Raw genomic sequence first — 15,687 nt, forward strand, 5'->3', positions numbered from 1 at the left:
GGGACAATATATATAAGCAGTCACCGAGAAGACTTAATGAAGTGAAGACTTATGAAGTCAGTGTGACCAGTTGGTTTGCTTATATATTTGAGTGTCTGCCTTTACCGCCTTCCCCATTTTCCTCGAAGCACTGCTACCACCAAGCCTCACACGTATCCTTCCTATTGATTTTGGGATAGAACATCGAGATGAAATCTCTAGTCTATCAGTATCTTGGATGTTTGATTCTGCTTAGTGCCCTTTCTGCGCAAGCAGCCGAGGTACCTTCCAAATCATCCATCACCGTATACCCGGAAAAAGTGGTATTAACCGGGAAACGTTCTCGGCAACAACTGCTGGTTTCCGGGACTCAAAAGAAACAAACCATTGATCTCACGCGAGATGTGAAATTTCAGTCAGATCAACCCACGATCCTTCAAGTCGATGAATCGGGTGTGGTTCATCCACTTTCCAATGGATCGGCGACCGTGACTGTTTCCGATGGCGCGCAAAACATCAAAGTCCTCGTTGAAGTCAAAGACTTTGACAAACAGACTCTGATCGATTTCGAACGCGATGTGCATCCGATGTTTTCCCGCTTCCACTGTAACGGCGGTTCCTGTCATGGGAAGCAACGTGGTCAGGGTGGCTTCCAACTATCGATGTTTGCCTTCGATCCCGAATTCGATTACGCCGCGCTGACAAAAGAATCGCGCGGGCGACGCGCATTCCCACTCGCACCAGATCAAAGTCTGGTGCTGCTCAAAGGGGCCGGCAAAGTCCCGCATGGCGGAGGTAAGAAACTACCGGAAAACAGTTCCTACTATCGTCTCATGGAACAGTGGATCGCCGAAGGGGCGACTCGCGCCGTTGCTGAGACACCGAAGCTGGTAAAAATCTCGGCATATCCGACCGAGCGAATCATGCAGCCCAAAACGAAACAGCAAATGGTGGTGACCGCGCATTACAGCGATGGTTCCACCCGCGATGTCACCGACTTGGCTGAATTCATGTCGAGTGAAAGCGTTTATGTTTCCGTCGATGAGCAGGGACTGGTGACTGCCGGCTCTTTAATGGGCGAAGCCTCTATCATGGCCCGCTACATGGGGAATTTTGCATCATTAAGTGTGACCGTTCCCTCTGATAATTCTGTACCCGACCAGTATTACACCAAACTACCGCGTAAGAACTTCATTGATGGACTGGTCTGGGACAAACTCAAAAAGTACGGCCTGAAACCTTCCGAACCCATTGATGACGCCACCTACCTGCGTCGCGTTTCCATTGACGTTATAGGTCGCACGCCGACCGCAGAAGAAGCCCGTGCGTTTCTGCAGGATCCTTCGCCCAGCAAACGCGAACGCCTGGTGGACTATCTGCTCGAACAACCGGAGTACGGTGACCACTGGGCCAACAAGTGGGCCGATCTCTTGCGACCCAATCCGTATCATGTGGGTATCAAGACCGTATTGAATTATGATGCCTGGATTCGACAATCATTTCACCAGAACAAGCCCCTCAATCAGTTCACATATGAATTGCTGACTGCCAAGGGGGGAACGTGGCACAACGGTGCGGTTACCATGTTCCGCGATCGCCGAAAACCTGAAGAACTCACCACAATTGTCAGCCAGCTGTTCCTGGGAATTCGCTTGAGCTGTGCCCAGTGCCATCATCATCCCTCCGAAGTCTGGGGCCAGGATGATTTCTACAGCTTTGCTGCTTACTTCGCGAAAATTGGTCGTAAAGGTCGTGGGATCTCGGCACCGATTTCGGGATCAGAGGAAATGGTGTTCACGGCGAACTCCGGCAGCGTCAGACACCCGTTGACTAACGAAGTGCTGGAGCCACGACCGCTGTTTGGTGAAGTCCCCGAAATCAAACCGAATCAGGATCCGCGAGATATTCTGGCCGAGTGGATTATTTCACCCCAGAATCATTTCTTCGCGGAAGTCAACGCGAACCGCATCTGGGCCGATCTGATGGGACGCGGCATCGTCGAACCGATTGATGATTTTCGGGAAAGTAATCCCCCCACGAATGCACCGCTGATCAAAGCGCTGGGAAAACTGTTCCGCGATCAGAAATTCGATATGAAACAATTTATCAAGACGATTGTGACGTCGCACGTTTACAGCTTAAGCGCCCTGCCTAACGAAACCAATGTGGGTGATACGCGAAATTACTCACGCCATTATCGTCAACGTCTGCGTGCCGAGGTCCTCGTGGACAGCGTGAGTGAATTGATCGGCGTCCCGGAAACATTTTCGGCGATGCCCGCAGGTTCCACTGCGAAACAACTCTGGACCCACCGCGTGAGCTCGGTCTTCCTCGATTCCTTTGGGCGTCCCGATCCGAATCAGGATCCGCCTTGCGAACGAACCACCGAGACAACGGTCGTGCAGGTGTTACACATGATGAATTCGCGCGACATGTATTCCCGCATTCAATCGAAAAATGGTAATAGCGCAAAATGGGCGAAAAGCAAAATGACGCCCGATCAAATAGTCGAAGAAATTTATCTGACAGCATACTCTCGTTATCCGACCATTGAAGAAAAACGACTGGGACGCTCCCTGTTCGAAGAGGAAGGAGCGAATCGACAGCAGGTCATTGAAGACCTGATGTGGGCTCTGCTCAATACGCCGGAATACCTTTTCAAGAACTAAGACCCCGACCCTCAAGACAACAGTTGTTTAGAACAAAATCACAGGATCAGAAATGATGAACGTTTCGAAAAAATGCAATGGAATCACACGACGGAATTGCCTGCAGCTGGGTCTGGGTGCCATGACCGGCCTGAGCATGGTCGATCTGTTACGATTGCGCACTGAAGCAAAAGGAACCGCCTCACCCAATCCGAAAGCGACCGCTAAAAGCGTGATCCTGATCTGGATGGATGGCGGACCATCACACTACGAAACCTTCGATCCCAAGCCCGAAGCACCGGTCGAAATTCGTGGTGAATTCAACCCGATCCCAACCAGCGTGCCCGGCGTTCAGTTTTCACAACATATGACACGACTGGCTTCGATCTTTGACAAATATTCGGTAATCCGTTCCATTCGTCATAACCAAGGCAACCATGGTGCCGGCAACCATTACATGATGACCGGTGCCCCGCCACGAATTCCCGTGGGTTGTGGTGCGTTTGTCAGCTTCCATCCCAGCATGGGTTCGGTTGTCGCACATCAGAAACCAACGACCAATAATCTGCCTGCTTACTTCTCGATGCCACGCATGTCGCGTTCCGGCGGACCGAACTTCCTGGGGGCCAAGTACGCACCCTTTGTCATGTCCGACAATCCCGACTCGTCTAACTTCCGCGTACGTGACCTGGCTCTCCCCAGCGGCTTGAGCGACGCACGCTATCAGACCCGCCGTGATCTACGGGCACAGGTAGATCAGCTGAAACGCATCAAGGATAAAGTCGCCGGCGATCCAGTGATGAACCTGGATGAATACTATGAGCAAGGCTACAGCCTGGTGGCGTCAACGGAAGCGCAAAAGGCGTTTGAAATCGACCGCGAGTCAGATGAACTGCGAGACAAGTATGGCCGCAACTCATTCGGACAACGTGCTCTACTCGCCCGTCGTCTGACGGAAGCCGGTGTGCCCTTCATCACATTATATGAAGGAGGCTGGGACAATCACGGCAGCCTGTTCAAAACGTTTAATGGCAGAATGCCCGCATTTGAGAACACCATTGCGACGCTGATCGAAGACCTGGACGAGCGCGGCCTGTTGGATACGACGATGGTGCTGGCACTGGGTGAATTCGGGCGGACCCCGAAAATCAATCCGGGTGGCGGTCGTGATCACTGGTCGAATGCGATGTCTGTATTGATGGCCGGCGGTGGAACTCCCGGCGGTTTGGCTCTGGGAGCAACCGATAAAGCCGGTTACTCTGCGGTCGAACGTGTGCTCTCCCCTGAAAACTTTGTCTCGACCATTTACACCAAAATGGGCATCGATCCCGACAAAGTCCTGTATACACCGGAAGGTCGTCCTTCGCACCTTGTCAGCGATCCGACACCAATTCCGGAACTGTTTGCTTAGAATGACTGCACTCCGACTGAGAATGATTTTGCCGATGTTTTCCACCGCTCAGATTCTGCCCGCTGTTCTCGCATTCTCAGTTGTCTTCAGCCTCTCTGCCACGACCAGTGCGGCACCGCCCAGCGTGAACTACCTCAATCCCGCCGGGGGGCAGGTCGGTCAGAAGGTAGACGTCAGCGTCGACAAAACACTGGGAACGCAGCCGGTTTCGGTCTGGACGTCGTCTCCCGGTTTGAAAGTCGAAATCCCCGCCAAACCTGCGAAAGGCAAAGAGAAGCAGTTTTCGATACAAATCGATCCCAACACCAAACCCGGCCTCTACTGGCTCCGATTTCATAACGCCGAAGGCGCATCGGGAATTCGTCCGTTCCTGGTCGGCACACTGGCCGAACAGGCCGAAGCCGAGCCCAACGAAAAACTATCCGAGGCTCAGCAGGTCGAGTTACCCAGTGCAACCATTAATGGCGTTCTGGCCAAGAGTGGTGATGTCGACACCTATCAGGTTTCCCTTAAAAAAGGCCAGACTCTGATCGCTGCGCAGACTGCCAACGAACAACTGGGTTCGCCCATGGATGGCGTGCTGCAGATTCTCAATCACCGCGGCACCGTGCTTTCACAAATCGATGACACACTCTGGTTCGACCCCCGGATTGTATTCACCGCTCCCGCCGACGGTACCTATTTCGTTCGTACGTTCGCTTTTCCCGCCGACCCCAACAGTACCATTCGCTTTGCCGGCGCTGCTTCATATATTTATCGGCTCACCCTGACAACAGGACCGTTCGTCGATCACAGTCTGCCACTAGCCTGGCATCCTTCCACTGCGAAACCGGTGGCACTGGAAGGCTGGAACCTTCCCGTGAAGCTGAAGACGCAAATGCCGTCAGTTATGGAATCGAACGAAAGTGCTCTGCTCAGTGCTCCTCAATTGGGGAACAGTTTGACGATTCCCATGAGTACCACCCCAGTCGTGCTGGAAACGAAAGCGACACAGGAAGAAGCAGGGCAACAGTTGACGCTGCCAACGACCGTCACCGGTAAGATTGCGGAGCCGGAAGAGATCGACGTCTATCGGTTCACCGCGAAAAAGGGTGAGAAACTTTCGTTCAAAGTCGATTCCCATGACCTGGGCTATCCGCTGGATCCACATGTGAAATTGTTCGATGCGAAAGGAAAACTACTGAAAGAGATCGACGACCCGAAACGGAATTATTTCGATGCCCGCCTGGATTACTCGATTCCCGCCGATGGCGAATACCGTCTGGAAGTGACCGACCGTTTCCAGCATGGCGGCTTTCGCTATGTGTATCTGCTGTCGATTCTGCCAACTGAAGCTGATTTCTCACTGCAGGCAGCCAATGAACTATATACGCTAACCGCCGGCGATAAGCCGCTGGAAATCGACGTCACGATCGACCGACAGAGCCCCCGCTTCAACGACGACATCGAAGTCAGCATCGCCGGTCTGCCGGAAGGGGCAACCTGCGAGCCCATCGTTTCCAAAGTCAAAGACAAAGGAGGCAAGTCGGTCAAGCTGAAGCTGGAAGCCAAGAAAGACGTCGTCTTCCAAGGTTCGTTAGTCATTCAGGGAACCAGCGCGAAAGACAAATCAAAGCAGCACACCGCGACCGCCGTCATCAAAGGCATCAGCCCCAAACGCAACACGGCAAGACCCAAACCCGATCTCGAACTCCCCTACCTGTGGCTGACGATTAAAAAGAAGTAAGGGTTGGTATAATCATTCTTCAGAGCAAAAAAAGTTGAGCCCGCGTAAAATCGGGCTCAACTGAAATATATTCTTAACTGAAAGTATAATCTGTATGACTTTCAGCAACCTGTGGAGATTTGCCGCCCGTTTTTATAACAATGGGCCCCCCTGTTCCACTGGTAGGTTTCTTGGCAGTAAATGAAATTGAAATCTCAGTCCAGTTTGTGCTGCCTGTTGCCAGTGTCTGGTCCGTACCAGCAATAGAGATACTGCCGGCAGTTTTTCCCAGATTTATGCCGTTCAACGTGTAAGCGCTTCCATCTTTTAATTCTGTGACAGGTCCTGTTGCATCCTGTACGGACAGGATTAGAGGGGTGTTGGAAATATATGCCTGTAATTCATTGACCAGTAACTGGTATTCTGAATCATCGGCAATGGATGCCAGGTCGCCTGCGTATTTGCGAATCCAATTCGGTACAACGAATAAAAAAGTATCTTTATGCAGCTGTAAGTCAAATGACCCTTTCTGGACTTTTACACAAGGCGAAACATCAACCACGGTTTTCACCTGATCTTCGTCAAGATAGAAATACAATACATTGACTAGAGGCATTCCAAATAGATACTCACACACAAAAAGCAGGTTGCCAATCTTGTGATGTTTCGAAGTACGGCTGTAGGAAACCGAGGCCTGCTTCCCCATAGCATTCAAGGATGCCATTAAGGCTGCAGCGCCAACTCCGTCAGTCAACACAACGCCGAGGACTGCTTCAATAAATTCGATATTAAACGTAGCTGATATTGTATCTTTATGAAAATGCAAATCTTCTTTGTGAACATTAACGAATAGTCCAGAGCGGTTTACTAGCGCATCCAGAGCCTCATAATCATAGATTGAATAATAATCAGAGAATTTGTAAGGTGGCGTGGCACCAGGTTTTGGTAAACTGGTAATGGCTTTTGTCATGGCTGCGAAAAACACCGCCACCTCTTCAAATAACTCCTGGGCAGACGGGTTGATTTGTGAAGTGATAGGCTCTGTTGAAGATAACATCACATTTCCGGTCTCATTGAAAACATAATATTTTTCTGCCGGTTGATTGTATTTCGCTGCATTGCTGGAAGGAGATTTCAACGTCCTCGCAGGCCATTTTTTGGCGGGTGGTGTGGGTGGTGGAGTGCCTCCTGCTTTTGAAGCGAGAGAAACTGCATTTCCGCCTCTTACAACATGAGCTGTCAGTTCCACGTTGTGGTCGAGTCCGCCTGGCGAAGGGAATGGGTGTGTGATACTAACAGCTCTCGTATAACCATAAATGGTCAACCCGATCAACTGCCCGCGGCGCTCCAGTTCCACACAGAGTGCTGCAGCAAAGCTGGTCATGGAATCTGCGCAGACTTCCATTAGAATGGGTCCTGTATAGCCTGCCGGTAAATTGGCAATGAGCAAGTCAGCTAACTGTGAAACATTCCAGGACCAACTCACCGGCCCATTGAGATTCGCATCGCCAATTTCTGAATCATTACCGTGTCCGGTAATACAGAGTACTTCGCCCGGTTGTATCTGGCTAAGTAATGCGCGCATCGCGACAGTTGCTGCCGGGTTCCCCCCCTGGTTCAGTATTTCAACTGTCCCCCACGCAGCACTATTGGAACCAGGATCGTTTACCCAATCAATTACAGCCTGGTCCTGAGTCAATACAATCAGCATGTTGCACCTCACAAAATCAATAAAATGAGAAAGGTTAAGTGTGATCACTGAATTGAACAAGGATGATCACCTTGAAATGTAGAGGCATTGACGATAGTGGTCGAAGGATCAATAGTCAACAAAAACACCTATGTGATAATAAAAATAGTAGCTTGTTGTTCAATGGGTAATTTGTGACAGTGTGTGTACCAGCGAAAATACCTGATTGCATTCGGTACCACCCTGTGACTGTGTGTTGAGAGCGAGCGATTCACTTACCTGATTCTGCGCTCTGTTCCACATTGCCGCCCAACTGTAGATGAACGACTGGCTGATAGGGGTTGTCTGTATACAGTTCAAGTTCTGTTTTGAACTGACCGGCTGCCGTTGCTTTGAATAACACATAAAACCTGCCGCTCCGACCAGTCGGGATGGTGATCGGCAGCCCTTCGGTGGAAGCACATCCGCAAAGTGTGCAGGGAACCATCGCTCCGATGAGTTGAAGCGGTTGACGGGTCGGATTATGGATTGTCACTTTCTGCTTTGACGTCTCGTGTGCGGAGATGTTTTTAAATTCACATTGTGGAGCCACAATCTGCGGCGCGCCAAAGAGAGAGGTAGTGAAGAAAATTACTGCCACAATGAAAACACTACCAAAGTAGACGGAGAGGGCAACCTTCAGTTTGCTGAATTCTATTTTCATGATTGAACCTTCTGGCGTTGTGTTGTACGACTACGTTTCATGATGACCCAAAGGACGATCAGAAACAGCAGAATTCCGTTGCCGATCAAGAACCACTGGATCGGGGTTCTCATGCTAGACGGGGATGCCGTCAGTGGTGTGTCGGGTAAGCCGTAGCGCGATAACAGAAACACAGAATCGTCCACAGTGCCGAGGGAGAAGTCCGTTAGATTCGCGGTATGATCTTCACTGATCGGCTGCATGTCGGCATGGTAGTGTATCGCCTTGAGTTTGCATTTCTCGAGAAACGGTATCGTTCCTTTCTGTATCGAACGAAAGGTGTTCTTGCCGGTATAAATTGAGTAATTCGTGGGCGAGTAATCACAGCGGTAATGATATTCCAGCACGGCCCAGTTCAGACGAGGGGCAAATACAACATGCCCACTGGAAATAGACCAGGGATCGTTGGTCAGTTGAAAGTCCAGCGCGACCAGGTCACCTGACTCTTCCGTTTTCGCAGGAATACGCTCCAGCTTCACAACGCTGAACGATGGTTTCTCTAGAATCGCTTCAAAGGGATTATGGTACATGAAACTGCCGGCACACAGATAAACATCGACATCATCGCCCAGAATCAGTCGCATGCGTTCGACGCGGTCTGGAGTGCGGGTGATATAATTTACCTGATATGGATTCGTCTGTCTGGTTTTATGGAGGTCAAAGGCGTAGTGCGGCGTGGCACATGCGACCTGATTTGTATCTGTCCCGCCACGCGGAGTCTCTTCCCCATAATCCTGTACGGCAACGGCCGCGGCGCCTTTCATCAACAGATGTGCGGAATAGTCATACCTTTTTTTGCGGGACAGATCATTGGGGTCATCGAACTGGAATTGGCACTCCGCCCGGCATTGGATGTTCTGGTAAGCGGCTTTGAATTTTTTTACTGCGTTCGCGTATTCCGCCCGGAATTCACGCTCTGAGATCGAGTTCTGTGATTGATGATCTCGTTCGTTTTCGCCCGCTGATACTGTCATAGCACCATTGATGACGATCAATCCTATTACCACGAAATGCTTTCGTAACGACATCCCCGAACGCTCCCGACAAAAAACATGGCTTCCCACCCGGTGGATAGAAACCAGATCAGGGATTCATTGTCTATCTGTTTTCATGAAATTTCATATTCGAGAAATGTTTCAGACCGAGGGGCAGGATATCGACGGAGAAAACGTTCGAACTTGTTCTCTCGCTGTGAAACCAATTCGTAGGGACGGGACCCATGTGCCCGCCCGCCTGGTTGCTTTCAAGAACAGATCGCAGGTGAGGGGATCTGTTGAACCGTTCCAGTGAAAATACAAATTACATGGTTCGCCATAGACAACAATGCTATGATCGAGATGAGCGAAAGTTCTTCTCTCTCCTGAAATTTTACTGAATGTGAGTGACTTGAATGAACCATTTTAAAGAAATCAGAGCAGCATACGACAAGGGAATACTGACATCTGATGAAGCCGTGGTCAAAATTCTCTACGGACTGACAATGGAAACGTCGCTCCAGGATTTGCAGGAATCAGGCCCGGAACTGATCTCGATTTTGAGAGAGTTTCTGAATGACTATGGTTCTTTAGTTCCTCGGAATACAGGGGCTGTGCTTGTTACCAGAGAACAGATGCAAATCGCACGCGCGCTGTTAAAGTAGCTCACTTCAGCGTTTTAATCATTTCCTGGGCTTTGGTTTCGAAGATGGCCTGCCATTCGGGGGCCAGCATGCAGTCGCTGTCTTCCTGGGCGCCTCCCACATTTTTGAGTTGTTCGGCGGTAGGGGCGTAGTAGTTGTAGCCGTTGGTGTAGCCGGCGACGAACGTGTTTTCGAAGGGCGATTTTTTCTTGATGTTGAGGCCGATGTTGACCGTCAGTTCCGCAGGGAAGGTGATCATGCGGAAATCGCCGACCTTGATGCCGAATACTTCTACATCGAGTGTCTTGCCGGCGGCCTGGTTGCGGGTCTGGTGTTTGTTGAGCAGTCTGAGGTTGGCATTGTTTCGCGTCATCTGCTCCATCTTGTAGACGTTGTTAATATAGCGTTCCATGTTGGCACGGTTTTCCTCGTCGAGTTTTTTGAGGTCGTCACGTCCCAGTTTTTCATCGAGCAGATAACGGTGCGAGTAATACGACGGGTATTTCTCATAGAGTTTGTATTTCACAATCAACGGCAAGAATGTCTTCAGGTTCAGGCTCGTTCCCTGTAGCGCTTTGACCAGCTGCTCCTGCTCTTTTTCCAGGGCGGCGATGCGGGTTTCATTGTTGGAACGGGGCACCGCCAGTGTTTCGTTCATGACTTTTAAGGAACCCGCGTCGGTGCATTTGATTTTCTTGAGTGCCTTCAGCGTGCTCAGGCCGAGCAGGTTGCCCAGCGTTTCGGCGTCACGGGGGTTATCGACGTCTTTATACTGCGCCGGGTTGATATCGCCGCCACAACCCTGCACGAACAGGGCAATCGCGCCGTCGCTCAGGTTGTCTTCAATGACCTGCGACGCAAAGCCGCTCATGTCGGCGGTGTTCCCTTTATTGGGGACACCCTGAATGGGATGGCAGGCGAAGTTATAGACCACGGCCAGCGTTTCGCCATTCTTTTTGTCGAGTTTTAAAATGCCGATCTCCGGATCGATGGGACCGATGCCAGCGACTTCTTCATCGGGAGGCAGAGAATAGGCATGTCGCACGTCGGCTTCTTTACCGTTTTTGAGAAATAGCCGGCGATTCTCCATCACGCGGTCTTCGTGTCCGGTGCCTACGCCGATGTTAACGGGAACCAGATTTTTCGCCGCGGCTTTGATCGCCTGAACCGTCCGTTGTTCGACATCTTTACAGACAATGCCATGACAGTGACTGGCGTTGACCATGATGTTTTTCGGCTTGATCTGCAGGTCTTTTTCAATCTGATCGCGCACGTTGCCCAGATATTCATTGGTAATCGAACCAATCTCTCCGATGGCAACGGCATCGACGGTGACGAGAACAGCGGTCGTGTCACCCTCTTTGATCACCAGGGCTTTCACATACAACGGATCATTCACCAGTGGCACATCACGGTTTGTAATATCCACCTTAGCAGCTCCGGCAAGAATGTCTCCTGCGGTAGCGACTGGAGCTGACATCAAGCAGATGAGCGTGACCAGCAGCATTGCGCCTGCAAGTCGGACTGGGTTGTAAGAATGAAAAGAGCGCGTGGGGGAAGTCAAACGATTCATGGTGACAGGTACTCTGAGTCTGGTTGAAAAGCGAGGAAACAGGAATGTAATTTTAAACGGATGAAACAGACGAAGCTTCTTTGTAGTTTAACGAAGCCAGTGACGTTCCAACACCTGTTCTTTCGAAAAAACGGTGTAATACAACCTGGAACGTGACCGGCAGTATAGGAATTACTTCAAATCAAACTGCAAGTTGTTCTCTCCCTCTTTGACATCCGCTTTTAAGTCGGTCGTGGACTGGCTGTGATATTTTTTCGGTACACTGGACAGGCCCGATTTGGATTGCGCCTGGGTGGGAGTGAATACTTCGGGCATCGTAATAAATACGCTATATTTGCCGGCGGGAATGGGACCATCGAGGGTAAAGGAACCACCCGACTGCAAGTCACCTCCCGCGCCAGAGCCTATCTGCTCGGAAATGAAATTGATCCGGCAGTCGGTAAGCGGTTTTCCCTTGAGCGTGACTGAACCGCTGATGGTGCCCATGGATTTGGTTTCGGCTTGCGCCCCGCCGCAGCCTGCCAGCAGGCAAATCAGACAGACCGCGATTCCCAGTCGAAGCCAATGCTGGCGAACATGTTGTAAAATTGAAGTAGTCATAAATCGTATTCCAGAATTCAGTGTGACACACACCTGTGAAAGTCGCAACAGGTGTGTGTCGATGTTGCAGCACTGGTCGTTAGAATTCGCCGATCACTTTACCATCGTTGAGTGCCCCCAGAGCGAGGAGGGTATTGAAGTCAATGTTGTCTGAGATCAAGCGCGCGGCTCCATCGCCCAGCAGGACATGCACACCGCCTGTATGAAACGATGTCAGTGGCCCATTGTTGAACCCGGCTCCTGTATAGGCGGGTTTGGTATTCGGATTGGGAGAATAGCGGATGGTAACGACACCGCCGCCTCCATAACCAGAACCGCCGCTGGTAGAGACACCGCGATGACCCGACCAGCCACCAGACAGATTCTTGCGGTAGTCCACGCCGGCGATCGATCCGGAATCTTCGCCGACGATGATGGTATTGGAAGTCCCATCGGTGCAGTCGCGCATTTTCTTGGACTTACTGATCTGTAACAGTCCGTTCTGGGCCATGACGCCGTAATAGGTGTTGTCGACTGCCGTGGTGTTAAAGGGAGCCGCAGCGGTATAGGCACCGCCGATTCCGACATAATCCATCGTCATGCCGACATCCCCTCTGTCCTGTCCGGGAGAAATGCCATTTGCTGTTCCGACAAAGAACGCACTCAGCGGGCTGGACGGGCATTTGTAGATGGGCACCATTACGTTGTTCAATGCTTCATTGGAACCCGCACCGGTTCCGTATCCGCCGTCGCCGGTCCAGCCGTTGTACGTATTGTAGCCGCGACCGTTAGCGGGTGTTTGAGTCAAATTGTTATACAGTGGCGCCTGATCAATGTAAGGCAGAATTGAAGCACGCCAGTTGGCCTGATAGATGGGAGACTGGGCGCCGATCGGAAAAGTACCGAAGACATCATGATAGTTATGTAAGGCCAAGCCAACCTGTTTGAGATTGTTTTTACAGGTACTCCGCCGTGCGGCCTCGCGTGCCTGCTGCACGGCGGGAAGCAGTAAGGCGATCAGAATGGCGATAATGGCAATCACCACCAGCAATTCGATTAAGGTAAATGCGTTGCGTTTCACGTGATCTCATCCTTTTCTAAAATTTATAAAGCAATGAGTTGATCTAAAAAAAATGAACTTTCACGTTATGGCAAGAGCGCGGTCACAGAATAACGTGTTTCGCAGGGAACTCCGGGATCAGCTGAGCGGTTTGGTCCCTGAATTTGTCTCAGGTTCTGGTTGGGAGCAGACTGCTATTGACTGCCGGATTCAGAGAGAACCAGGCAGGGCCTTTGAGCGCCAGCGCGAATTTTTAGTCTTGCCAAGCTCTACTTTACTGAGAAATTGAGGATGTGATATGTCTTATCAGACTGAATGATTTCACAATCGGACATTCTGGCGCGCCGAAGGCTGAATCACTCTATCTTCCTTCATAACGGAGCTTTAAGATGATGGCAGAACGCTCATCTATTTGAGACTGTTGGGAACCGTGCCCGATCGACTATAATCTGTTGTGCTCTAAAATCTGACGAAACAGGTTCTCTGAACTAAAGAAACAGCCGCTGTCATGGCAGCGGAAACCGACTCAGGGATCGCGACACGTTCGCAGTATTAAGAACTATTAGTCGAAGTTGTGCACACATGCGTCATCAAGCTTCCATCAACGGACCAGAGAGTTCGCAACCTCTCATTCATCAACGCGAAATCACTCCGGATGCCGAGAAAACAGACCTCTCTTATTATCTTCCCTCCACGCGGCCTCAGCGGCTGGGGTCTCTGAAACAGAGTTGGAGTTACCTGGCATATTACCATCCGACTCCAGGGCCTTTTGCCCGGTTTACTTCCGGACATTTCCCGCCGGGCACGACGACCCAGAAACACAATCATGCTGTAATCGCCATGCATGGGAGTTTGCAGGGGCCACTCACAATGTTAACTCCCGATGGCAGACAGGTGCTCGATTCAGGTGATTTCTGCATGATCGGACCGGGGGTGGACCATCATTGGATGAATGAAGGTCCGCATACCGCGTCAACAATCGCCTTTCTAATTGATCCGGAACGACTGGGGGAATGGCCGGAAGATTCTGGAATGGTGGAAGCATGTCGGGAACTGGAAACGCTGGTGACCGGCGTGCATACCATCAGTTCTGCAGGGAACCCCGACTTGCAGCATGCGTTCTGGCGGATGGCCGATATGCTCATTGCCGAGCACCCGCATCGAAATCTGGACGTCACCAGCAGCTTACTGGCTTTTCTGTCTCAGGTGCTTGAGAACCTGTCGCCGGCCGTCACCGCGAATACAGAAGATGATATCGCGCTTCAGATACGCCGTCTGTTGTTGAATCGAGTGAATGATCGCTTGACGATTCCGCAGGTCGCGCAGGAACTGCACGTCAGCCCGACTCAGGCAAAAACCGCGTTCCGGAAAACTTACGGTTGCGGCATCATGGCCTATTTTAATGAGATTAAAATCTGGCAGTCGAAACGGATGCTCTGCAACCCTTCGATGACCATCGATCAGATCAGTCGTAAGCTGGGCTTTTCTTCGCCCGCCTATTTCACGCGCACGTTTCGTAAGTTGACAGGGGAAACTCCCACCGACTTTCGCAGCAAACGGAATGACGTCAAATAGCAGTTTCTTGCGGAAACAGCTGACTGGCAAACTGCGAGTAAGCTTGAGTCAGTTTGCCGCGGGCTTCGTAGATCAAACCGTTATGGCTGCCCTGTTCGATCGAGATCATCTGTTTGGGAATACCGGTTGAGGAAGCGGGAGACGCGGCGTCGAACAGTTTTTTTCCCAGTTTATAAGGAACAATCTGGTCTTTCGTGCCATGAATCACCAGCAGCGGACAGGCCACATCGGAAATCACGGACTGGCTGGGATACTGATCCCAGAGCAACCAGGAAACGGGGACCCAGGGATAATGAAACGAGGCGGCATCGACCATCGAACTGAACGTGGAACGCAGCACCAGCCCCGCGGGGGGCGTTTTCTGCTGACAGAGTTCACTGGCGAGTAACGTCGCGACGCCTCCCCCCAGCGATTCGCCCATCAGAATAATTCGGGATGGATCTATCTTGCGATCACGGACAGCGTACTTCCAGAAGGCACGCGCATCATTGAGTAAACCGGTCTGGCTGGGGCTGCCCGGATTCTCCGCATAGCCGCGATAGTCAAACGCGAACACATGCAGGTTCAGACTGGCCAATAGACGGCAGGTCTCGACGCGATGCGATCGGTTTCCGCCGTTACCGTGGAACAGGATAACCACCGGACGTCCTTTCGCCAGTTCCCCGTCACAGCTTGCTCGATCATTGCAGGCGACCTGCCCTGCCAGAAAATGCCAGCCTTTCAGATCGAGACCGTCTTCCGTTTTGGTGGAAATCTCATGGATCACACCGAAGGGAGCATTGGCCTGATCGACGGATAAAGAGGTGACCCGCGTGGGTTGATAGATGAGCCAGCGCTGCACAATCATCAACAGAATCAGCAGGAGTACATAAAATGCGGACACCCGCCAGAGATAATAAACGAGCATTTGTTTCCCGGTTTGTGGTTTATCAAACATCCCGCGTGGTAAGGGGACCAGCCACGGTAGCCAACGTTTCCAAGCTGATTGTGATTTCGTATTCATGAGTCGTCGAGCTGATCGGAAATCGATAAGAAATGAAAGTGTCCTTTAATTCTAACCGTTCATTTTACAAATACCAGAGGGGAAATCTCTGGGACTCCTTTTAT

12 protein-coding genes are annotated in these 15,687 nt (G+C 51.1%); 5 read left to right on the forward strand and 7 right to left on the reverse strand.

All coding sequences use genetic code 11. The annotated features are described in order from the left end of the window. Positions 1 to 188: 188 nt before the first annotated feature. From Enr17x_RS28910 to Enr17x_RS28920, 3 genes are read left to right on the forward strand one after another with little or no spacing between them, the layout of a single operon-like run. A complete protein-coding gene (locus Enr17x_RS28910) occupies positions 189 to 2,648 on the forward strand; it encodes a DUF1549 domain-containing protein (protein ID WP_145313778.1) in 2,460 nt (819 codons plus the stop codon). A 52-nt stretch (positions 2,649 to 2,700) separates the two neighbouring features. Beyond that, on the forward strand, positions 2,701 to 4,038 hold the full coding sequence (locus Enr17x_RS28915) for a DUF1501 domain-containing protein (RefSeq protein ID WP_198000862.1): 1,338 nt from the start codon (positions 2,701 to 2,703) through the stop codon (positions 4,036 to 4,038). A 34-nt stretch (positions 4,039 to 4,072) separates the two neighbouring features. Then, positions 4,073 to 5,764 carry a PPC domain-containing protein gene (locus Enr17x_RS28920; protein WP_198000863.1) on the forward strand — a complete coding sequence of 564 codons (1,692 nt, stop codon included), beginning with the start codon at positions 4,073 to 4,075 and terminating at the stop codon, positions 5,762 to 5,764. A gap of 73 nt (positions 5,765 to 5,837) precedes the next feature. Here Enr17x_RS28920 and Enr17x_RS28925 read toward each other — a convergent pair whose 3' ends face one another. From Enr17x_RS28925 to Enr17x_RS28935, 3 genes are all read right to left on the reverse strand, one after another. After that, the gene (locus Enr17x_RS28925; RefSeq protein WP_145313780.1) at positions 5,838 to 7,148 is read right to left on the reverse strand and encodes a hypothetical protein; all 1,311 of its coding nucleotides are present in this window, start codon (positions 7,146 to 7,148) and stop codon (positions 5,838 to 5,840) included. Between the two features lie 556 nt (positions 7,149 to 7,704). Next, the gene (locus Enr17x_RS28930) at positions 7,705 to 8,136 is read right to left on the reverse strand and encodes a DUF1573 domain-containing protein (RefSeq protein ID WP_145313781.1); all 432 of its coding nucleotides are present in this window, start codon (positions 8,134 to 8,136) and stop codon (positions 7,705 to 7,707) included. Further along, positions 8,133 to 9,203, reverse strand: a complete 1,071-nt coding sequence (locus tag Enr17x_RS28935; RefSeq protein ID WP_145313782.1) for a hypothetical protein — start codon at positions 9,201 to 9,203, stop codon at positions 8,133 to 8,135. Before Enr17x_RS28935 ends, Enr17x_RS28930 begins: the two co-directional genes overlap by 4 nt. A 362-nt stretch (positions 9,204 to 9,565) precedes the next feature. Between Enr17x_RS28935 and Enr17x_RS28940 the strand changes: the two genes are divergently transcribed. Then, positions 9,566 to 9,814, forward strand: coding sequence for a hypothetical protein (locus tag Enr17x_RS28940; protein ID WP_145313783.1), 249 nt, complete (start codon positions 9,566 to 9,568; stop codon positions 9,812 to 9,814). Between the two features lies 1 nt (position 9,815). Here Enr17x_RS28940 and Enr17x_RS28945 read toward each other — a convergent pair whose 3' ends face one another. The 3 genes from Enr17x_RS28945 to Enr17x_RS28955 form a co-directional block, all read right to left on the reverse strand. Next, the gene (locus Enr17x_RS28945) at positions 9,816 to 11,366 is read right to left on the reverse strand and encodes a hypothetical protein (protein ID WP_198000864.1); all 1,551 of its coding nucleotides are present in this window, start codon (positions 11,364 to 11,366) and stop codon (positions 9,816 to 9,818) included. A 171-nt stretch (positions 11,367 to 11,537) separates the two neighbouring features. Continuing rightward, the gene (locus Enr17x_RS28950; RefSeq protein WP_145313784.1) at positions 11,538 to 11,966 is read right to left on the reverse strand and encodes a hypothetical protein; all 429 of its coding nucleotides are present in this window, start codon (positions 11,964 to 11,966) and stop codon (positions 11,538 to 11,540) included. A gap of 79 nt (positions 11,967 to 12,045) precedes the next feature. Further along, positions 12,046 to 13,026 carry a DUF1559 domain-containing protein gene (locus Enr17x_RS28955; protein WP_145313785.1) on the reverse strand — a complete coding sequence of 327 codons (981 nt, stop codon included), beginning with the start codon at positions 13,024 to 13,026 and terminating at the stop codon, positions 12,046 to 12,048. Positions 13,027 to 13,587: 561 nt separating this feature from the next. Between Enr17x_RS28955 and Enr17x_RS28960 the strand changes: the two genes are divergently transcribed. Beyond that, positions 13,588 to 14,580 (forward strand): AraC family transcriptional regulator, encoded by a 993-nt coding sequence (locus Enr17x_RS28960; protein WP_145313786.1) that lies wholly within the window; start codon positions 13,588 to 13,590, stop codon positions 14,578 to 14,580. On the opposite strand, the gene Enr17x_RS28965 is transcribed toward Enr17x_RS28960, so the two are convergent. After that, complete coding sequence (locus Enr17x_RS28965; RefSeq protein ID WP_145313787.1) at positions 14,573 to 15,583, reverse strand: alpha/beta hydrolase; 1,011 nt, start codon at positions 15,581 to 15,583, stop codon at positions 14,573 to 14,575. The genes Enr17x_RS28960 and Enr17x_RS28965 overlap by 8 nt on opposite strands. Positions 15,584 to 15,687 lie beyond the last annotated feature (104 nt).

Source organism: Gimesia fumaroli (genome assembly GCF_007754425.1).
GTDB classification, from domain to species: Bacteria; Planctomycetota; Planctomycetia; order Planctomycetales; family Planctomycetaceae; genus Gimesia; species Gimesia fumaroli.